Origin of the sequence: Sphingorhabdus sp. (assembly GCF_044357595.1) — a bacterium.
In the GTDB taxonomy this organism is placed as follows: Bacteria; Pseudomonadota; Alphaproteobacteria; order Sphingomonadales; family Sphingomonadaceae; genus Sphingorhabdus_B.
Genome location: NZ_JBIKPH010000032.1, coordinates 1 through 18,889, shown reverse-complemented (window position 1 = coordinate 18,889; position 18,889 = coordinate 1). Strand labels below are relative to the sequence as shown.

Sequence of the window (18,889 nt, the reverse complement as noted above, 5' to 3'; positions counted from 1 at the left end):
AGAAAACCCTTGGCGCGGTCCGTGAATTTTTCGAGGTTCATGCGCTATTTCCTAAAATGCCGATGGAGCCTTTGTCACGAAGGCTTCATGTCTACACAGAATGTAGTGCGGCATTTTCGCAACACAAGTGCGAGGGCCATTCAACGGAAATGAGACGCCGCCGATTTTATCTCCAGTTGCGGGCGAACGCATCGAGCAGTTGCACGCCCCAGCCTGATGCCCCCTTCGGCGTCACCGGACCGGCCTTGTCCGCCCAGTTGACGCCCGCAATATCAAGATGCGCCCAAGGGACAGTTTTATCGACGAAGAAGCCAACAAAGGTCGCGCCCAAGCCAGCACCGGGTCCGCCGCCTTCAACCACATTTTTGATGTCGGCAATGTCGGATTTCATATCATTGAGATAGTTTTTGTGCAGCGGCATCCGCCAGACGTGTTCACCCGTTGCCGTGCCCGCTGCGGTGACCGCTGCTGCCAACCGGTCGTCACGGCTGAACAAGCCGGCATATTCGTCGTTCAGTGCGCCAACGATAGCGCCTGTCAGCGTCGCCATGTTCACCAAAGCGCCAGGTTTTTTATTGGCGACAACATATTCATTGGCGTCCGCCAACACCAAGCGGCCTTCGGCGTCCGTGTTCAGGATCTCAATGGTCTTGCCGCTCATTGTGCGGACGACGTCGCCCGGACGCTGCGCATTGCCGCCGGGCATATTCTCGGACAGCGCGGCAACGCCAATGACGTTAACCGGCGCCTTTGACTTTGCCAGCGATAACACAGCGCCCATGATGTTGGCTGCGCCAGACATGTCTGCCTTCATCTCCCACATGCCGGCACCGGGCTTGAGCGATATGCCACCGGAGTCAAATGTAATGCCTTTGCCGACCATTGCCAATGGCGCGCCATCGCCAGCGCCGCGATATTCGACGATCATCAGGCGCGATGGTCGGCGTGAACCCTGGCCGACGCCGACAAGCGACCCCATGCCCAATTTGCGCATCATCGGTTCGTCCAGCACTTCAATCTTGACGTTTGCTGTGTTGCCAAATGCGACGCGGACCTGCTCAACAAAGGTTTCAGGGTAAATCACATTAGCAGGCTCGGACGCCAGATCGCGCGATAACGCTACGCCTTCGGCCAAGGACGCATGGCGCGACCGCCATAAAGCCTCTGCGCTGCCCGCATCGCTGCTGACGATGGTCACTGGGTTTGTGGGCGGCACTTTGCGGTCGACGGTTTTATAGCGGTCAAACCGATATTGCCCCATGGCATAGCCCAAAGCGGCGGAAGCCGCTTCGTCTTGGTTGAGGCCGCCTGTGATGGTCACTGGCTGGGCTTCGTCGCGCAAATCCTGTGCGGCTTTGCCCGATGCGTTGCGAATGTGGGTAACGTGGCCGCCTTCTTCGCCAATCCCGCTCAGTATGATGCGCGCATAACTGCCAATGCCGCGTAGTGACAAGGAACTGCCCTCTTTGCCTTCAAACTTTGCCGAAGCGATGGCCGCGTTCACTGCTTGCGCCGTTGTCGCATCAACCACATTCGATGGCAGCGTTGCATTGCGCATCAATATGACCAGCGCGCCGGACGTTGGCGCGGTCGTCGCGAAATTGATGGGTCGTATTTGCGAATGCGCCGCCGCGGATGGCGATACGCCCGATCCAATGACATCGGCTTGCGCAAATGCGGGGGTGATTGCAGCGCTTGCAAGTGCAAGGGCAAAGAAGCTGCGATGCATCGAGGGACTTTCCTTTCCGTAAATCTTGGTTATGCCGATTATGTAAGCAAATGAACCGATGTGACAAGGTCTCATTGCAGGGGGAAAGTATAATGTGGAAATTTTTATGGGCGTCTTTGGCGCTTGTGGGTGTCGTTGCGGGTGCCGGCGCGCTTTGGGAGCCACTGGCGGCAACCGCATATGAAGCGCCAAAAGGCACATATGATGTCGAAATCGTGCGCGACGAATTTGGGGGGCCGCATATCAATGGCAAGACCGATGCCGACACCGCTTACGGCCTTGCTTACGCCCATGCCGAAGATGATTTTTCGACCATAGAAGATGTCGTTGCCATGACGCGCGGTCGCTATGGAGCGCTCGCCGGTTCCGATGGCGCAAAGGTCGATTATGTCATGCACCTGCTGGGTGCGCGCGAAACGGCCGAGAAGCATTATATGGAATTGTCGCCTGAGGTTCGGGCGGTCTGTGAGGCCTATGCCGCTGGTTTGAACTATTATGTGTCCAAGCATCCGGGCGAAGTGCGGCTGTCGAAGCTGTTTCCCGTGACCGGAAAAGACATCGTCACTGGCTTTGTGCTGCGTGCGCCCTTCTTTTTCGGGCTGGACGGGACAATCGCTGCACTTACCGAAGGCAAGCCGCAGCCGAAAGACAACGCTGCGCCTATGACGCCGATTGGCCGCGATCCGGATTTGAACGGCTCCAATGCATTTGCGATTGCGCCAAAGCGCATGGCCGATGGTAAGACGTGGCTGATATCCAACTCGCATCAGCCCTATGAAGGGCAAGTTGCGTGGTATGAGGCGGTTACGCATTCGAGCGAAGGGCTCGATATGGCGGGCGCGTTATTTCCGGGATCGCCCTTCGTATTGCTTGGCCATAACCGCAATCTTGGGTGGACCAACACCGTCAACCGCCCCGATCTTATCGATGTCTACAAATTGGTGATGAATAAGGTCGGTGACAAATATCGGTATGACGGCAAATGGCTGCCGCTGACCACCACGCGTGTTTGGTTGCCCGTCAAAATGGGGCCATTCGCTTTGCCCGTGCCGCAGACAGTGTACCGTTCGATCCACGGGCCAGTGATCAAAAACGACAAGGGCTATTTCGCCATCCGCTATGCCGGCATCGACAGCGTTAAAGCCGTTGAGCAATATTATCGTAACACAAAGGCGACCAATTGGGACGAGTGGAGCAAATCCATGTCGATTGGCGGCGTCCCCGCCACAAACTTTATCTATGCCGACAAAACGGGCCGCGTTGCCTATATCTACAATGCGCTCTTTCCAGACCGTAAACCGGGCTATGATTATACTAAGCTGCTGCCGGGCGACACGTCCGCAGTTATGTGGGCTGGGCCGGTTGGCTTTGACCGATATCCCAAAATTGTGGATCCAGCATCTGGCTTTGTCCAGAACGCCAACAATACGCCGTTTCTGGCGGCTGGGCCAGGCTCCGAAATGGACCCGTCGGCCTATTCCCCCTATTTGGGCATTGAGCTTGGCATGACCAACCGGGGCTTGCGCGCAACCGAGTTGCTGGCCGCCGATACGTCGATCACGCCAGACGAGTTGCTCGCGATTAAGATGGACATGACCTACAGCAAACAAAGCTGGGTAGGGTCATGGATGGCGTCCTTTGCGGCGCTTGACCTGAAAGATGCGCCGGAGCTTGCCAAAGCGCAAAAGCTGCTGGCCGGTTGGGATTGGACAAGCGATGGCAAAGGTAGTGCCGACGCTTTTGCCGAGCGCATTATCCGCTTTGGCGCCCGCCCGCACTGGCTCGGTGACACAATGCCCGATGCCCGCAATACGCTTCAGGAGGCGGTGACTGAGTTCACAAGCCGCTTTGGACGCATTGATCCACCGCTCGGCGATATTCAGCGGTTGCGGCGTGGAAACGTCGATGTGCCGATGCTTGGCGGAACCGATGCGCTGCGCGCGACAACTGCGTGGGATGCGGATCAAGCCGATGGCAAAATGCGCGTGAAACATGGCGACAGCTTCATCATGCTCGTGCGTTGGGACAAGGCTGGAAATGTGTTGTCCGAATCTATTCAACCTTATGGTGCGGCAACAACGCGGTCCGAATCGCCGCATTACACCGACCAGATGAAATTGTTCGTGGCGGGCAAATATAAGCCAGTTCGTTTCGAATGGGCCGACGCCGTGAAGCACGCCAAACGCCGCTATCGGCCATGAGCGCTGTTCGTCGAAAATTTTAGGCAGTTACGTTGCGTTTGTCGGCTTTGTCACTATCTCTGATGGCAATGGTTTTTTAACTTTAGGAGCAAAATATGATCCGGAAATTGACCCTCGCGCTTTTGATGTCAGGCTCGGTACTTACCGCGCAGGCCCCAGCCTTGGCACAGACGCCGGCACCCGTTTCGAAACTCGTAGACGCGGTCAACATTCCGCATGAGAAATTTACGCTCGACAACGGCCTGACGGTTTTGGTGCATGAAGATCGCAAGGCGCCCATTGTTGCTGTGTCGATCTGGTATGGCGTTGGGTCAAGGAACGAACCAAAGGGCAAAACGGGCTACGCACATTTGTTTGAGCATATCATGTTCAATGGCAGCGAAAACGCACCGGGTGATTATTTTGAATATACCAAGAAAATCGGCGCTACGGACCTCAACGGTACCACATGGCTTGACCGTACCAATTATTTCCAGACCGTACCAACCACGGCGCTGGAATCCGCCCTGTTCCTTGAAAGCGACCGGATGGGCTTTTTGCTCAATGCCGTGACGAAGGAAAAGCTTGATAACCAGATTGGCGTTGTTTCGAATGAAAAGCGTCAGGGTGACAATCAGCCATTTGGCTTGGTCAGTTACAAGCAGTCAGGGACATTATTCCCCGTTGGGCACCCTTATCATCATAGCACGATCGGCAGCCTTGAAGACCTGTCGGCGGCCTCTTTGGATGACATGAAAACATGGTTCACGGACCATTATGGTCCGAACAACGCTATTCTTGTGTTGGCCGGTGACATCAATCTCGCGCAAGCAAAGCCATTGGTCGAAAAATGGTTCGGCAAGATTAAGCGCGGCAAAGATGTGGCCCCAGTCAATGCGCCAGTGCCCACGCTGGAAAAAGACATCAAGATTGTCATGAAGGATAAGGTTCCGACCACGCGTATTTATCGCAATTGGGTTGTGCCAGGTGTTGCCGATCCCGACACGAATTCGCTGTTCGTTGGATTGAGCGCGCTTGGCGGACTGTCGAGTTCGCGTTTGGACAATATCCTTGTCCGTCAGGAACAGACTGCTGTTGGCGCGTCTGCGTATCTCATTCCGTTCGTCCACGGCAGCCTTGTCAATATCCAGGTTGATGTAAAGCCAGGCGCTGATGCCGATGCTGTTGCAAAGCGCCTCGACCAGATATTGGCGGATTATATCAAAACCGGTCCAACCGCCGAGGAAGTCCAGCGCGTTGCGGCGAGCAACATTGCCGCACAAATTGACGGCCTTGAACAAGTTGGCGGCTTTGGCGGCAAGGCCGTCGCCTTGGCCGAAGGCCAGTTATATGTCGGCGATTCCGATTTCTACAAAAAGGAATTGCAGCGCCTCGCAACGGCTAAGCCAGCGGCAGTAAAGGCCGCGATGCAAAAATGGCTAACTCGTCCCGTGCTTGAAATTCGTGTCGAGCCTGGCGAGCGTGAAGTTTACAAAGAAGTCGCTGCCGGAGCGGGTAGCCGGACAGGCACGCTTTCGTCACCTGCATTTTACGCCCCTCCAGGCAGCGAAGACAATCTAGTGTCCTCGCCGCTCAGCTTTCAAGACCGCAGCACTTTTCCCGAGCCAACGGGCGCACCGGCGCTTGATTTCCCGACGGTCGAAGAAACAACCTTAAGCAATGGCATCAAAGTGTTCTTTGCACGTCGCGCGGCGGTTCCAACGGTGCGCGTGGCCGTCAGCTTTAACGCTGGTTATGCTGCCGATCCCGCGGATAAGCGCGGTATCGCATCGATAATGTCGACGATGATGTCGGAGGGCACCACAAGCTTAACGTCGACCCAGATCGCCGAAACCGAAGAGAAGCTCGGGGCCGACGTGAGCGTGGGGTCGTCGCTTGACCGGACGGTTGCCAGCCTGCGTGCGGTAAAGCCAAATCTTGGACTGTCGCTCGATTTGCTTGCGGATGTGATCAAAAATCCAGCCTTTGCGAGCAACGAACTGGAGCGCGTTCGCGTTCAGCAACTCACGCGGATCAAGTCGGAAAATAACCAGCCGCAGGGGATCGCGGTGCGCCGCCTGCCGCCCTTGCTGTACGGCAAAGGCCATCCTTATGGTGGGCCACAAACAGGTAGCGGTTATGCAGAAACGGTGGCCGCTATCAGCCGCGAGGATGTTGTGAATTTCCACACATCATGGGTGCACCCTGCCAAGGCTGAAATCTTCGTAGTCGGCGACACCAGCCTGAGAGAAATCAAGCCGATGCTTGAGGTGCGTTTCGGCAAATGGACGTCAAATGCAGCCCCAGCACCGGCAAAGAATTTTGCCGTTGCGGTGCCTGCGCCGGTATCACGGATCCTGTTGATTGATCGTCCAAACGCGCCACAATCACTTGTGCTTGCTGGGGTCGTATTGGATGCAAAGGGTTCGGATGATCTGCTGACCCTGCGTGCCGCGAACGAGATTTTTGGCGGTGACTTCCTGTCGCGCATCAACATGGACCTGCGGGAGACCAAGGGCTGGTCCTACGGCGTGCGCAGCCAAGTCAACGGTGCCGAAGACCGCGTACCTTTCTATATGTTCGCGCCCGTTCAGACCAACCAGACAGGACCATCTGTCAAGGTGCTGATGGACCAACTGAAGGACTTTAACGGTGCCAAGCCTGTCACCGCAGAGGAACTGGAAAAGACGATCAAGGGCAATGTCCTTGAACTGCCCGGCAGCTATGAACAATCATCGGCTGTGCTCGGGCAAATGCAGTCGGATCGTTTGAACAAACGGCCATTTGATTATGCCGAAACGGTTGCAGCCAAATATACTGCGCTAACCGCGAAAGCATTGAATGACGAAATGCGCGCCAAGGTTGATCCGTCCAAGATCACTTGGCTCATTGTGGGCGATGCGGCGAAGGTAAAGCCGCAGTTGGAAGCGCTTGGATTGCCAATTGAAATGGTGACTGAAGCTGCTAACACCAGTGCAAGCAACAGTGCTAAATAAGGAGCAAGAATATGGCAGCAGTTGATGGTGATTGGGACGTAACAATCAAAAGCCCAATGGGTGACCAGAAAGCCGTACTGACCGTCAACAGTGACGGCAGCAGCTTTTCAGGCCAAATGTCGGGTGGCCTCGGTGCGATGGATATCGCCAGTGGCACAGTTGATGGCGACACGCTGAGCTGGGGCATGGACATCACTGTTCCGATGCCAATGCATCTGGATGCGACTGCAACGGTCTCTGGCGATGCGATGACGGGCGAAGTGAAGGCAGGCGCCTTTGGTTCGATGGGCTTGTCCGGAACACGCAAGTAAGAACGTCATTATCGGTGCAGATTGCGCCGCTAATCATATAAACGGGCCGTCTATCCAACCGGGTGGGCGGCCTTGTTCTATATACTGCCGATGCTTATGTTAAAGCTGAACGCGGTTCCTCCGAATCGCGCTAACCAAGATCGGGGTCACGTCATGAACCGACTCATATCCAGTTCGCAGCCACGCACATCGTTAGTGCGTTGGGCATTGTTCGTGATCCCTGTCATTATGCTTCTTGGCTCGCTTTCCGGGGTGGTTGCAGGCTCAACGACGAAAAATGCTTGGTATCAAACCTTAATTCAGCCAGCCGCACAGCCCCCGGGTTGGGTATTTGGCGTGGTTTGGCCAACGCTATTTTTCCTGATGGGGCTTGCATTTGCGATGGTGCTCCACGCGCGTGGATCGCGTTACCAGACGCCGTCAATTACTCTGTTTGTGACGCAGTTCCTGATAAATCTTACATGGTCGCCGGTTTTTTTCCATTACCACAAAGTCACCGCTGCTTTTTATATCATCTTGGTCATGCTGGTCATGGCAATCGCCACCACGGTCGCATTTGCACGGGTTCGCAAGGCTGCTGCATGGTTGATGGTGCCCTATTTGGTTTGGATAAGCTTCGCCGCAATGCTGAATTTTCAAATTGATAATTTAAATCCCGATGCGGAAAGCCTTTACGTTCCGGCGGTGACTTCCCAAATAGGTAGTGGCGGTTAACCCCCCGACCGCAATGGAGTGAATGACATGCAAAGCGAAAAGCGCATTTTTGACGATTTGGCCAAAGTATTGAACGGCGTTGCCGGAACCGTGGCCGGAATGGGCCGTGAGGCCGAGGCGAGCATGCGCGAACGCGCGCGCGAGTGGGCTGGCGGTCTTGATCTTGTATCGCGCGAAGAATTTGATGCCGTCAAAACCCTCGCGGCCAATGCACGCGCCGAAGCCGATGCGCTTGGTAAGCGCGTTGCCGCCTTGGAAGCTGCCTTGCAGGCAAAAGGTAGCGCAGCACCTGCCAAGGCGAAGCCTGCGACCAAGTCTGCGTAACGTCCAATTTAAACTTTTCCACAGCGGGCCCACAGCCTTGTGTTGCGCGTTGACGCAAGCCCCTTGCGTGCGGGTCAGTCAAGGGGCAGACCCGACGCAACTCGACAGGCGCAATCAACATGCACGATACCGACGAACAATATGAGCAATTCGAGCGCGACGAATCCGCGCCCGTAGATATGCTCGCAGCTTTGTTCGAAGCCCGCGGATGGTCGTTTGAACTTGATGGCGAAGACGAGATAACCGCTGAATATAAGGGCAGCTGGGCCAGCTATCAGATGCGCGCGATTTGGCGTGAGGAGGACAATGCGCTTCAACTCATCATATTGCCGGATATCACGGTGCCAAGCGATAAGCGCGCGAGCGTCTACACCGCTTTAGGCCTCATCAACGAACAATTGTGGCTTGGCCATTTCGACATGTGGTCCGCCAATGGCATCTTATTGTTCCGCCACGGCAGCCTGATGGCGTCGAATGGATTGCTGGGCGTCGATCAGGCACAGACCATCATCGACGTCGCCATCGACGAATGCGAGCGTTTTTATCCCGTGTTTCAATTCATTATCTGGGGTGACAAAACCCCCGAAGAAGCCATCGCCAGCGCACTTATCGAGACGCATGGCGAGGCCTAAGCCGGCTTAAACCGGACGTTTTGCCTTAATGAGATAATGCATATAGCCCATGGCGATGGGCTTATCGCGGTCTTCCTGCCATGCCCGTGCCTCAACATTGGCCATGGTACGGCCAAGGCGCGTGACTTCGCCAACAGCAAAAGTCATCTGGCTGAAGCCACCGCGCATGAAATCAACGGTTACATTAACTTGCTTGATGGCGGAATCGCTACCTTTTGCGCGTAACGCTTGGTGAATAGCCGCGATGGCCGCAATCTCGAGCAGGCCGGAAATGGCCCCTCCATGCAGAAAGCCCGGGCGGCCTTGCACGCGGTCAGCAAAGGGCATGCCGATGACTGGCGCGCCATCGATTTCGTCAACGACGGTCATATCCAGCGCCTGTGCATATGGGGGTAGCGCAGTATATAACGCACTCATGCGGCTTGTCCGCCGGTCCTGATGAACGTGCCGCTGGCATGCGCCAATGGCTCGTCTGGTTTGCCGTTATGGGCAAAGCCGCGCACAAAACCGATGCTGTTGGTCAAATGATAGCAAATGCCACGGCCATATACGCGCTGTCCAGATGGTGACGGGCGAAGGTAATCGATGCGCAGGTCCATCGTGGCTTGCGGCCGGAATTCATTCAACTTGGTCCAAATGGACATGCTGGTTGCGTTATCCATGAGGCTGATGATCACCGCGGAGGCCAATATGCCAGTTTCGGGGTCGGCGACCAGATCTTCGCGCCAATCAATCGCGAGTTCAACCCAATTTTCGCCATGGCCAATATATTCCATTTCGAGAAACCCGCTATGGCCGTGTTTGCCCATAAACTTGTTAACCAATGCTGGGTCAAAGCCGCCGCCTTTCGGGGCCAGGGTTCCAATGTCGGTTATTTCGGTCGTCATTTAATTGGTCTCTGCAAGTGCACGAAATTGCGGCGTAACGCGCGCTTTGGAAAGTTGCTCATACGCAAAGCCGGCTTTTAGGACATTGTGGTCATGCCATTTTGGGCCAATGAAGCTTAGCCCTACAGGCAGCCCGGATGAAAGTCCCATTGGTACAGTCAAATGCGGGAAGCCAGCAACGGCTGGCAACTGGCTGGCGCTTGGCCTCGAAAATGCATCACCCTTGCCCAAACTCGATACCCATGCGGGGCCGTTGGTCTGGGCAATGATGACATCCACCTTGTTGATGGCAAACAACTGGTTCAGCGCATTTGTGGCAAGCCCGCGTGACGTTGCTAACGCCTGCAGATAGGCTGGGTCATCAAGGCCTTTTTCCTTATCTGCCGTCTCGAACGTGTCCTGTCCAAAATATTGCAGTTCCTTGTCGGCATGGGCGGTGTTGAACGCGATCACGTCGGCCAATGTTTTGTGCGGGACAAGGCCCTCTGGCAGGCCTTGTAAATAGGAGGCAAGGTCAGCCTTAAGCTCGGCAAGCAAAACCTTAAATTCGCCCTGTCCAATTTTTTGCCGGTCAATCTTGCTGGCATCCAGAACGACAATCTCTGCGCCGCCGTCCTTCAACTTGGCAATCGCGGCGTCGAATAGCACCGCGTCGGCAGTGGGTGCGCGGATCACACCAACGCGCATGCCCTTCAAAGCATCGACGGACAAGCCAGCGGCGTAATTGCCGCGCCAGCGGTCGGCATCCACTGTCGCCGCGTCCTGCGGGTCGCTACCGGCCATCGCGGTCAGCATAATCGCCGCATCACGCACAGAGCGGGTAATGGGTCCGGCGGTGTCCTGACTATGGCTGATGGGCACAACATAACGGCGCGAGACAAGGCCAACGGTTGGTTTAAACCCAACGACGCCGTTGACGCCCGCAGGGCAGGTGATGGAGCCATCGGTTTCGGTGCCAATGGTTCCTGCGGCAAGGGCTGCCGCTGCTGCGGATCCACTGCCGCTTGATGAGCCGCAGCTGTTGCGGTCAAGCGCATGCGGGTTCTTGGTCAAACCGCCGACCGCGCTCCAGCCGCTGGTTGAATTGTCCGACCGGATATTGGCCCATTCGCTCAAATTGGTTTTGCCCAAGATCACGGCACCTGCCGCACGCAAACGGGTGATGAGCGGCGCATCACGGTTGGTGATATTGCCTGCAAGTGCAAGCGATCCAGCGGTTGTGGCAATGGGGCCAGCAACCTCGACATTGTCCTTCACCAGAATGGGAATGCCATGCATCGGCCCACGATATGTACCGGCGCGTAATTCCGCATCCATCGCGCGTGCTTGGACAAGTGCGTGGGGAAAGGTCGCAATGACCGCATTCAGCGTTGGTCCGCTATCGTCCACTGCGGCAATCCGCGCCAGATATGCCGCGGTGATGGCTTCGCTGTTTAACGTGCCGTCCTCAATACCGTCAGCAAGCTGGGAGAGATCAAAACTTTCAATCGGCCCCTCTTTGCTAAGGTTGGCGGCCGCTTGTGCAGTAGAAGGCGGAATTGCTGTCCATACCGCGGCTGGCTGCGCTAAAGCACAGGTGAAGGCGAGCGCGATTTTTAAATTCATGTGACGTCTCCCTTTGCCAATTCTGTTCCACGGTCGCGTGCGGCGCGCAGCGTCTGTGTCATCAATGCTTCCAAAGCGGCCTCTGAATCAAGCACGGCTAGGCCAGCGGCTGTGGTCCCGCCGGGGCTGGTAACGCGTGCCGCCAATGCATCTGGCGTTTGCGGCGATGACGCGGCAAGTATCGCTGCGCCCTCGGTCATAGACAGCGCCAATTGCGCGGCAATGTCGCGAGGTAAGCCCGCCGCTGCGCCACCCTTGGTCAACGCGTCGATGAAGCGGTAGACAAAGGCCGGCCCTGATCCGGCCAGCGCCGTGACAGCGTCCATTTGGCCCTCATCCTCAATCCAGATGACCGACCCCAAAGGCGCGAGCCAATGTGCGATATCCGCGCGTTCCGTTCCGTCTGGCGCAAAGAGTGCAAGCGGCGACTTGCCGATGGCTGCCGCTAAATTGGGCATGAGCCGAACGATCCGCGCATCGGGAAAGGCGTTGCCCAGCGTGTGTGACGTTGTGCCAGCCAGTATCGAAATGACCAATGCCCCGGGGGTAAGCAATGCCGCAATGTCGGGTGCAAGCGATGGCAAAAGCTGCGGCTTGATTCCAAGCACCACGATATCGAATTGCCGCCCAACGTCCTGTGCCGACCGTGATAGCGCGACGCTCATGGGCAGGTTTTCGGCGACGGGGTCAACAATATGGAAGGCATCCGGCGCCACACCTGCGGCAAGCCAACCACGCAACATCGCGCCGCCCATGTTGCCGCAGCCGAAAAAACAGATTTGAGATGGGAAAACGGACAAAATGAAAACCTTGCGACTGTTTAGGCGAACATCATGCCCTATCCATGCGCTAACGGCAACCGCAGGAACAGCGACAGGCCCTCTGGAGCTGGTACGGGCGGCGCACCTGCATGGCGCACGGCATCTGCGCGTGCACGATTAAGGATTGCTGTTGGTACATCTGCGTCATGGAAAACATGGTCGGCCTCACCCAACAACCGCGCGGTACGCAACGTCAGGTCGTCGGGGCTATACGAAAGCAAGGCGATTTCAATGATACGGTCGCCCTTGGGCTCTTGCGCCACGTCAAGCCAGTGTGCGACCATGTTGGCTGTGTGGTTTCCGAACGGATCCAACAGGCCGCCTGCGGCAAAGCCCTGGTCCAATGCGCGGCGGCGCTGGGGACCCTCGGGCCAGCGCACGCGGATTGCGAAGCGCGCGTCGGCAATCGCATTGGCCAGCGGCCCTAAGGTTTCGGGCAGCAATGTCTCAATCCGCTGGCGAATCGCCTTTGCCATGCCAGCCGACGCCCCGCCCGTTCCCACCGCCACTAGAACGGGCGTGCGGTCAACAATGGCAGGCGTAGTGAAATCGCAGATTTCAGCGCGGTCGACGACGTTGACGAGTAACCCGCGCGCCTTCAACGCATCGGCAGACACCCGCGCCTCGTCTTCGTCGGCGATAGCGACGAAAGCAATGCGCGCGTCCTTGTCATCAGCATTGACGCAGATGCCGCCAGCCCGCTCGATCAGCCGCCGTTTGGCATCCGCCATTTCACCTTCACCAACCAGAATGACGTTCCGGCCTTTCAGGTTCACAAATATCGGCAGCTGGTCCAACGCGATTTTCCTATTTCAGCCAGTCGGGCACATGTTCCGCAGCTAAAATCGTCTCAGGCGAAATCCGTTCTGCGACGACCGCGAATTTGTCGCCATCGACCAAGACTTCGGGCACGAGTCCACGGCTGTTGTAAGTGCTCGCCATCGTCGCACCATAAGCGCCAGCGGTCCGGAAAATGGCAAGGTCATTGGCTGCAACCGAGTCAATCTCACGCCCCATGGCAAAGGTATCGCCAGTTTCGCACACAGGACCAACGACATTGGCCATCATCTTTTCGCCGTTCGGCGTAACTGCTTCAAAATCATGCCACGCGTCGTAAAGCGCCGGGCGCGCCAGATCATTCATGGCCGCATCGACGATCACGAACGGGGCATTGCCTGCGCCGGGCTTTACGCGGATGACGCGCGTCAACAATATGCCGGCATTGCCAGCGATAACGCGGCCGGGTTCGAACATCAGGCGGACGCCCCAATCCTTGGTCACGCGCGCAACCATAGCGCCATAATCGGCTGGCTCTGGCGGATTGTCGCCGTCACGATAGCGCACGCCAAGTCCACCACCCAAGTCCACATGGGTAACTTCATGTCCCTGACCACGCAATAACTGCACCAGCGCGCCGACTTTCGTAAATGCCGTCTCAAGCGGCTCCAAGCTGGTCAACTGGCTGCCAATGTGCAGCGCCAAACCGCGCATATGCAGGTTTGGCAGCGCGCTCAACCGGGCGTAAATTTCGGCTGCGCGGTGAATACCAACGCCGAATTTATTGTCGGCCTTGCCGGTAGAAATCTTGCCATGCGTCCCCGCGTCGACATCTGGGTTAATGCGCAACACGGCATGTGCCGTGAGTTCTAAGGAGGTGGCAATGTCTGCAAGCTCGCGGCCTTCTTCTTCCGATTCGATGTTGAATTGGCCAATGCCTGCCTTCAACGCGCGGGTGATTTCTTCCGCCGTTTTGCCAACACCTGAGAACACGATATCCTCTGCTGCCATCCCGGCAGCAAGCGCGCGGTCCATTTCGCCGCCCGACACAACATCGGCGCCATAACCCTGCCGCGCGAGAACCTTCAGCACCGCAAGGTTGGGGTTCGATTTGACGGCAAAGGCAATATGCGGGTTATCAAGGCCCGACAATGCATCACGAAAGACCTGCGCATGGCGCTCAAATGTCGCGCGTGAATAGACATAGACCGGCGTGCCAACTGCATCCGCAATATCAGATAGCGCGACATCTTCGGCGTGCAGCACGCCATTGATGAGATTAAAATGGTTCATGGTTTATGACTTATTTCGGATTGGGTTTGGCGGATTGCGTCGGTTGTTCGGGGTTGAACGCTATGGGTTCCTCCCCCGGTGGGACGTCAAAGGGGTCGTCCTCGCGGCGGTCGGAACGTTTTAGCAATTCGTCAGTACGACCAGGACGTGCTTGCACCGATGCTGTAGACAAAATCGCTGACGTTTGCGCTGTCATCTGGCCATAGGCCTTGGGTGGCAAGCTGTTGCCCGTGCGGGGTTCAAGGTCGCCGACCTTACCGCACGCAGTGGCGGTCATTGCGATTGCGATGATCAGCAGGACAGGTTGCGATTTCATGCCTTTAGCTCCTTGTGTGCAGCAGCGATGGCTTCTCTCACGCGCACAGGCGCTGTGCCGCCAGCGCTTGTCCGGCTGGCGACAGAGCCGTCGATCGACAGGTCAGGCAATACGCAACCGGCAAGAATTGGGTTGATAGCCGCAAGGTCATCCGCCGTAATGTCCGAAAGGCCAATGCCACGCGCCTCGCACGCCTTCACAACGCTGCCGGTAACATGATGCGCCTCACGGAAGGGCATGGCAAATGCGCGGACCAGCCAGTCGGCCAAGTCGGTTGCGGTTGAAAATCCTGTGGCGGCGACTTCGCGCATGCGGGGGGCGTTGAATGTCACATTGGCGACCATGCCGGTCATTGCGGAAATGGATAAAGCCAGCAGGTCATAAGCTTCAAACACTGGCGGCTTGTCGTCTTGCATATCCTTTGAATAGGCCAATGGCAGACCCTTCATGGTGATCATAAGGCTGTTCATGCAGCCAATGATGCGCCCTGAATGCCCGCGCACCAATTCGGCGGCATCTGGGTTGCGTTTTTGCGGCATGATCGAGCTGCCCGTTGACCACGCATCGGGCAAGGTAATGAAACCGAAAGGCTGCGACGCCCATAAGATCATTTCTTCGGCCAGACGCGACAAATGCAAAGCGGTCTGTGCCGCGGCGGTTAGAAACTCAAGCGCGAAATCGCGGTCGGATACCGCATCAAGGCTGTTGCCCATCGGCCCGTCAAAGCCAAGCGCAGCCGCAGTTGCGGCGCGATCAATCGGGAAAGATGTGCCGGCCAATGCAGCCGCCCCCAAAGGGGAGAGGTTCAGGCGACCGCGGCAATCGGCAAAGCGGCTGCGGTCGCGCTTTGCCATTTCGTAATACGCCATCAAATGGTGGCCAAGCGTAACGGGCTGCGCCACTTGCAAATGCGTAAAGCCCGGCATGATGCTTTCGGTATGTTCTTCGGCGCGGGCAACAAGCGCAGATTGAAAGGCGCGCAAGCCAGCATCGATTTCCTGTGTCGCGTTACGAACCCACAGCCGAAAATCTGTCGCGACCTGATCGTTGCGTGACCGCGCGGTGTGCAACCGTGCGGCAGGCTCGCCAACCAAATCGCGCAGCCGCGTTTCGGTCACCATATGGATGTCTTCAAGCGCCAGATCTTCGGGCACGCCATTGGCTTGATATTCCGCATAGATCGCGTCCAAACCCTGCTGAATCGCGGCATTGTCGGCGCTCGAAATGATGCCTGCCGACGCCAGCATATCGGCATGGGCTTTACTGCCCGCAATATCTTCCTGCCAAAGACGCTTGTCGAATGGGATTGAGGCATTTATCTCGCGCATAATGACCCCGGGGCCATCGCCAAACCGGCCGCCCCACATGCTATTGGAATTCGACATGCGCTTTGTAATTACCCTAATCCTTCTGGTGTTGGCTGGTTGTGATAAAGAAAGCCAAGCGGAGGGGCAAGCGCAACCCGCATCGGGTGCAAATTCTGGCACGCGCGTCCACGGCGACATCGCATTGGAAAGCGCGAATGGCAGTCGCGCCACGCTGAGCTACAAGAATGTGGGCCAAAAGGCGCCAACCGCACCCTTCGCTGATGCCGACGGGCAAGTAGTAACGTTGGCGGACTTTGCCGGCAAGCCATTGCTGTTGAATGTTTGGGCGACCTGGTGCCCCCCATGTAAAGCCGAAATGCCAAGCTTGGATGCGCTGGCAAAGCTTGAACAGGACCGGATGAACGTCGTTGTCGTCTCGCAAGACCATGAAGGCCTCACACCCGTCATCGCGTTTTTCAACGAAACTGGGGTGAAAAACCTCGCACCCTACACCGACGCCGATAATGCCATCTTAGCCGCCTTCAACAATGTTATAGCGCTGCCTACGACCATATTATATGACAGTGAAGGCTACGAAGTCTGGCGGATTGTTGGCGCTGTCGAGTGGAGTGAAACTGAAAAGGCCAAGCTGCTCCGCGAAGCAGACTGAACCGAGCGCCCTTAAAAAGGGATTGTTATCGCATATTAAAGTCATGTTCGGGAATGGCGGGCGCTAACGGGCTCGAACCGCTGACCCTCTAGGAAAAGAAAAAGGATCCTATCGGACGTTGAACTAAAATCAGCAATAATTTCCTCAAGGTCACTGAAAAGTGTTTTCTCTGAATATTTTGTGCTTCTGACTGTCACTGGACAGCGTCGAAGTGAGGTGGCTGGACTTGATTGGTCTGAGTTAAATCGACAAGAGCGGATATGGACGCTGCCGGAAGAGCATTGCAAAAATGGTGTTACGCACCTCGTGCCACTCAGCACCATGGCTGTTGAAATTCTTGCCCACCTTGCGGCTGTGACAGATCAGAAGAAACCTGTTTGGCCATCAAAAGGCTTGGTGTTTACTATCACGGGCAGAAACCCAATCAGTGGGTTTTCAACGGCAAAACAGCAGCTGGACGCAGCCATGTTGAGGGTTGCCAAAGCTCAAGCTGCAGACGCTGGCGAAAACCCTGAAACGATTGAGATTGCCGATTGGCGTATCCACGATCTTCGGCGCACGATGGCAACTGGTTTCCAGAAACCTGGTGTTCGGTTCGAAGTTACCGAAGCCACCCTCAACCATATTTCGGGCATGAGCCGTGTTGGTGTTGCAGGTGTATACCAGCAGCATGACTGGAAAGAGGAAAAGCGGGAAGCTCTTGAAAAATGGTCAAGGCACTGCGAGAAGTTGCTGTCTCTGTGACTTGAAGGCACCCTACTTTCTATGGAACACGCTCCTGAAATATCACTTCGTCAAGCCGCTGCCGCATTCGGCCCTTGTGCTGGTGGTACGGACAATGCCCGCCGCATTATAACTGACAGGCTAAAAGATGATGATCTGTTTTGGCGCCAGATTGTTTGCGATGAGCTTTCTTGGTTAAGCCCCTTCATCACAACGGATGTTCCGCCAACAGCCGATTGGTTCCGACAATTTTTTAAATTGACCATAGAGCAGCAGGGCAAAGCCGATCCTTTGTTCGTGGACTTTCATAGTCAAATTACAAGCATCTTCCTTGATACCGACGACCTCGTCATGCTCTATGATGAAGTACGGTCCATATGGATTCAAGATGACTACGCAAATGCCTATCGCCAAATTGAGGCAAAGACAGAGTGGAGCGTCATTCAGGCATTGGCCTGGGCGGCAACGAGAGATCGTAACGTCGTTAGTGCCATGCTCCCTACAAAAGCTCATTCCATAGGATGGCTAACATGCCTTGTCGCTGAACGCTGCCTGGCATGTAAAAGCGGTTCCAGTGCCACTCCAAAATGGCAGCACTGTCAGTGCATGGTCTCATCACTGAAAAACCTTAAGGCATTTGCTAAAAAGCACGGACACGAAGTCGAGCCGGAATTGATCATTTCCATCGAAAATGGGACTGTCGAACTGGTTGGAGTACCTACTGATCCAAGCATCATGCTCGACGTAGTGAAGCTCCTGGTTATGTTCCCAGAAAAAGGGCCAGCTAAAACAAGCATCACAAGGGGGCGCAAGAGGTTGGTTGATCTTGCTACTCCACTGATCCGCCAAAAAATGGCTGATGGCATCTTCACTGACAATGCCAGCGAAGAGGCACGGAAGCTAGTAATTGAGCTGAAAGAAATGTACGCTGGGACTGGCAAAAGAACTCCCGATTTTGAAGCAATTCGTCAGGAAATCCGACGCATACAAAGGGAAATGTTGGCTCAGGAATTAATACCAATTAATACCAATTCATTTTAATGTAGGCCATTTCACTTCATTGGACGGGCCCTACTAGGGCACCGTAGAAAGCTCCTTGTCGCTTCCAGAACGGTCTGGAAAGGCAGAATGGAGAATTATATATGCATAACAATTTACTAACCCCGAAGCAGCTAGCGGAGCTGTTTGCGGTCAATCAGAATACGCTTGCTAAGTGGGGTGTTCAGGGCAACGGCCCAAAGCTCGTCAAAATCCAACGCCGCATTCGCTTCGCCGCTAATGATGTAGATCACTGGATGAATGAACGCACGTTCGCATCTACTACAGCCGCCGATGCAGCATTGAATTTTGGGGGTGCTCTATGATTACCTCCAACACAGCAGCGAAAGCCGCAACAACTATCCAACACGCAATCCTACAAAACGAAGGAGATTTTAAAAACAAGAAGGAAATCAATATGCCCATTTACAATACAAACTTGTAAGGTTGACGATCTAGCGGGACATCGACTGGGAGAGATTATAGCCTTTCGCGAAGGGCTTCATAGGGTGTTTTTCCGTTGAAAGCACCGTGCGGTCGGTTGAAGTTGTAGAAGTTCTCCCATT

The 18,889-nt window shown here is 55.6% G+C and carries 19 protein-coding genes and 1 pseudogene; 10 read left to right on the top strand and 10 right to left on the bottom strand.

What is annotated here, in order from left to right; translation table 11 throughout:
* Positions 1–166 precede the first annotated feature (166 nt).
* Positions 167–1,729 carry a leucyl aminopeptidase gene (locus tag ACIQ2T_RS05350; RefSeq protein ID WP_397589914.1) on the bottom strand — a complete coding sequence of 521 codons (1,563 nt, stop codon included), beginning with the start codon at positions 1,727–1,729 and terminating at the stop codon, positions 167–169.
* 92 nt (positions 1,730–1,821) lie between these two features.
* On the opposite strand from ACIQ2T_RS05350, the gene ACIQ2T_RS05345 reads away from it, so the two are divergent.
* From ACIQ2T_RS05345 to ACIQ2T_RS05320, 6 genes are all read left to right on the top strand, one after another.
* A complete protein-coding gene (locus tag ACIQ2T_RS05345; RefSeq protein ID WP_397589913.1) occupies positions 1,822–3,930 on the top strand; it encodes a penicillin acylase family protein in 2,109 nt (702 codons plus the stop codon).
* A 95-nt stretch (positions 3,931–4,025) separates the two neighbouring features.
* Positions 4,026–6,905: a M16 family metallopeptidase gene (locus tag ACIQ2T_RS05340; protein ID WP_397589912.1), complete on the top strand. Its 2,880-nt coding sequence runs from the start codon at positions 4,026–4,028 to the stop codon at positions 6,903–6,905.
* A gap of 11 nt (positions 6,906–6,916) precedes the next feature.
* On the top strand, positions 6,917–7,216 hold the full coding sequence (locus tag ACIQ2T_RS05335) for a hypothetical protein (RefSeq protein ID WP_397589911.1): 300 nt from the start codon (positions 6,917–6,919) through the stop codon (positions 7,214–7,216).
* 153 nt (positions 7,217–7,369) lie between these two features.
* Complete coding sequence (locus ACIQ2T_RS05330) at positions 7,370–7,930, top strand: TspO/MBR family protein (protein ID WP_397589910.1); 561 nt, start codon at positions 7,370–7,372, stop codon at positions 7,928–7,930.
* Positions 7,931–7,957: 27 nt separating this feature from the next.
* The gene (locus ACIQ2T_RS05325) at positions 7,958–8,254 is read left to right on the top strand and encodes an accessory factor UbiK family protein (RefSeq protein WP_397589909.1); all 297 of its coding nucleotides are present in this window, start codon (positions 7,958–7,960) and stop codon (positions 8,252–8,254) included.
* A gap of 119 nt (positions 8,255–8,373) precedes the next feature.
* Complete coding sequence (locus ACIQ2T_RS05320) at positions 8,374–8,886, top strand: YbjN domain-containing protein (protein ID WP_306062699.1); 513 nt, start codon at positions 8,374–8,376, stop codon at positions 8,884–8,886.
* Positions 8,887–8,892: 6 nt separating this feature from the next.
* On the opposite strand, the gene ACIQ2T_RS05315 is transcribed toward ACIQ2T_RS05320, so the two are convergent.
* From ACIQ2T_RS05315 to argH, 8 genes are read right to left on the bottom strand one after another with little or no spacing between them, the layout of a single operon-like run.
* A complete protein-coding gene (locus ACIQ2T_RS05315; protein WP_397589908.1) occupies positions 8,893–9,303 on the bottom strand; it encodes a PaaI family thioesterase in 411 nt (136 codons plus the stop codon).
* Positions 9,300–9,773 carry a PaaI family thioesterase gene (locus tag ACIQ2T_RS05310; RefSeq protein WP_397589907.1) on the bottom strand — a complete coding sequence of 158 codons (474 nt, stop codon included), beginning with the start codon at positions 9,771–9,773 and terminating at the stop codon, positions 9,300–9,302. Before ACIQ2T_RS05310 ends, ACIQ2T_RS05315 begins: the two co-directional genes overlap by 4 nt.
* A complete protein-coding gene (locus ACIQ2T_RS05305) occupies positions 9,774–11,378 on the bottom strand; it encodes an amidase (RefSeq protein ID WP_397589906.1) in 1,605 nt (534 codons plus the stop codon).
* A complete protein-coding gene (proC, locus tag ACIQ2T_RS05300) occupies positions 11,375–12,178 on the bottom strand; it encodes a pyrroline-5-carboxylate reductase (RefSeq protein WP_397589905.1) in 804 nt (267 codons plus the stop codon). Before proC ends, ACIQ2T_RS05305 begins: the two co-directional genes overlap by 4 nt.
* Before the next feature lie 38 nt (positions 12,179–12,216).
* Positions 12,217–12,996 carry an NAD(P)-dependent oxidoreductase gene (locus ACIQ2T_RS05295; protein WP_397589904.1) on the bottom strand — a complete coding sequence of 260 codons (780 nt, stop codon included), beginning with the start codon at positions 12,994–12,996 and terminating at the stop codon, positions 12,217–12,219.
* Positions 12,997–13,006: 10 nt separating this feature from the next.
* Entirely contained in the window at positions 13,007–14,269 is a 1,263-nt protein-coding gene (gene lysA, locus ACIQ2T_RS05290; RefSeq protein WP_397589903.1) for a diaminopimelate decarboxylase, read from the bottom strand.
* A 10-nt stretch (positions 14,270–14,279) separates the two neighbouring features.
* Positions 14,280–14,585 carry a hypothetical protein gene (locus tag ACIQ2T_RS05285; RefSeq protein ID WP_397589902.1) on the bottom strand — a complete coding sequence of 102 codons (306 nt, stop codon included), beginning with the start codon at positions 14,583–14,585 and terminating at the stop codon, positions 14,280–14,282.
* Positions 14,582–15,952 carry an argininosuccinate lyase gene (gene argH / locus ACIQ2T_RS05280; protein WP_397589916.1) on the bottom strand — a complete coding sequence of 457 codons (1,371 nt, stop codon included), beginning with the start codon at positions 15,950–15,952 and terminating at the stop codon, positions 14,582–14,584. The genes ACIQ2T_RS05285 and argH overlap by 4 nt, the downstream gene beginning before the upstream one ends.
* 16 nt (positions 15,953–15,968) lie before the next feature.
* Between argH and ACIQ2T_RS05275 the strand changes: the two genes are divergently transcribed.
* From ACIQ2T_RS05275 to ACIQ2T_RS05260, 4 genes are all read left to right on the top strand, one after another.
* Positions 15,969–16,562 carry a TlpA family protein disulfide reductase gene (locus tag ACIQ2T_RS05275; protein ID WP_397589901.1) on the top strand — a complete coding sequence of 198 codons (594 nt, stop codon included), beginning with the start codon at positions 15,969–15,971 and terminating at the stop codon, positions 16,560–16,562.
* A 105-nt stretch (positions 16,563–16,667) separates the two neighbouring features.
* Positions 16,668–17,306 carry a site-specific integrase gene (locus tag ACIQ2T_RS05270; protein ID WP_397589915.1) on the top strand — a complete coding sequence of 213 codons (639 nt, stop codon included), beginning with the start codon at positions 16,668–16,670 and terminating at the stop codon, positions 17,304–17,306.
* Positions 17,307–17,327: 21 nt separating this feature from the next.
* Entirely contained in the window at positions 17,328–18,326 is a 999-nt protein-coding gene (locus ACIQ2T_RS05265; RefSeq protein WP_397589900.1) for a hypothetical protein, read from the top strand.
* 101 nt (positions 18,327–18,427) lie between these two features.
* Entirely contained in the window at positions 18,428–18,649 is a 222-nt protein-coding gene (locus ACIQ2T_RS05260; protein ID WP_397589899.1) for a helix-turn-helix transcriptional regulator, read from the top strand.
* Positions 18,650–18,803: 154 nt separating this feature from the next.
* On the opposite strand, the pseudogene ACIQ2T_RS05255 reads toward ACIQ2T_RS05260, so the two are convergent.
* Positions 18,804–18,889: pseudogene (locus ACIQ2T_RS05255) on the bottom strand (IS481 family transposase); the annotation flags it as partial.

Excerpts from the sequence above, each read along its gene's own strand:
- ACIQ2T_RS05350 (WP_397589914.1), bottom strand. The coding sequence starts at position 1,729 with ATGCATCGCAGCTTCTTTGCCCTTGCACTTGCAAGCGCTGCAATCACC.
- ACIQ2T_RS05345 (WP_397589913.1), top strand. The coding sequence starts at position 1,822 with ATGTGGAAATTTTTATGGGCGTCTTTGGCGCTTGTGGGTGTCGTTGCG.
- ACIQ2T_RS05340 (WP_397589912.1), top strand. The coding sequence starts at position 4,026 with ATGATCCGGAAATTGACCCTCGCGCTTTTGATGTCAGGCTCGGTACTT.
- ACIQ2T_RS05335 (WP_397589911.1), top strand. The coding sequence starts at position 6,917 with ATGGCAGCAGTTGATGGTGATTGGGACGTAACAATCAAAAGCCCAATG.
- ACIQ2T_RS05330 (WP_397589910.1), top strand. The coding sequence starts at position 7,370 with ATGAACCGACTCATATCCAGTTCGCAGCCACGCACATCGTTAGTGCGT.
- ACIQ2T_RS05325 (WP_397589909.1), top strand. The coding sequence starts at position 7,958 with ATGCAAAGCGAAAAGCGCATTTTTGACGATTTGGCCAAAGTATTGAAC.
- ACIQ2T_RS05320 (WP_306062699.1), top strand. The coding sequence starts at position 8,374 with ATGCACGATACCGACGAACAATATGAGCAATTCGAGCGCGACGAATCC.
- ACIQ2T_RS05315 (WP_397589908.1), bottom strand. The coding sequence starts at position 9,303 with ATGAGTGCGTTATATACTGCGCTACCCCCATATGCACAGGCGCTGGAT.
- ACIQ2T_RS05310 (WP_397589907.1), bottom strand. The coding sequence starts at position 9,773 with ATGACGACCGAAATAACCGACATTGGAACCCTGGCCCCGAAAGGCGGC.
- ACIQ2T_RS05305 (WP_397589906.1), bottom strand. The coding sequence starts at position 11,378 with ATGAATTTAAAAATCGCGCTCGCCTTCACCTGTGCTTTAGCGCAGCCA.
- lysA (WP_397589903.1), bottom strand. The coding sequence starts at position 14,269 with ATGAACCATTTTAATCTCATCAATGGCGTGCTGCACGCCGAAGATGTC.
- ACIQ2T_RS05285 (WP_397589902.1), bottom strand. The coding sequence starts at position 14,585 with ATGAAATCGCAACCTGTCCTGCTGATCATCGCAATCGCAATGACCGCC.
- argH (WP_397589916.1), bottom strand. The coding sequence starts at position 15,952 with ATGTGGGGCGGCCGGTTTGGCGATGGCCCCGGGGTCATTATGCGCGAG.
- ACIQ2T_RS05275 (WP_397589901.1), top strand. The coding sequence starts at position 15,969 with ATGCGCTTTGTAATTACCCTAATCCTTCTGGTGTTGGCTGGTTGTGAT.
- ACIQ2T_RS05265 (WP_397589900.1), top strand. The coding sequence starts at position 17,328 with ATGGAACACGCTCCTGAAATATCACTTCGTCAAGCCGCTGCCGCATTC.
- ACIQ2T_RS05260 (WP_397589899.1), top strand. The coding sequence starts at position 18,428 with ATGCATAACAATTTACTAACCCCGAAGCAGCTAGCGGAGCTGTTTGCG.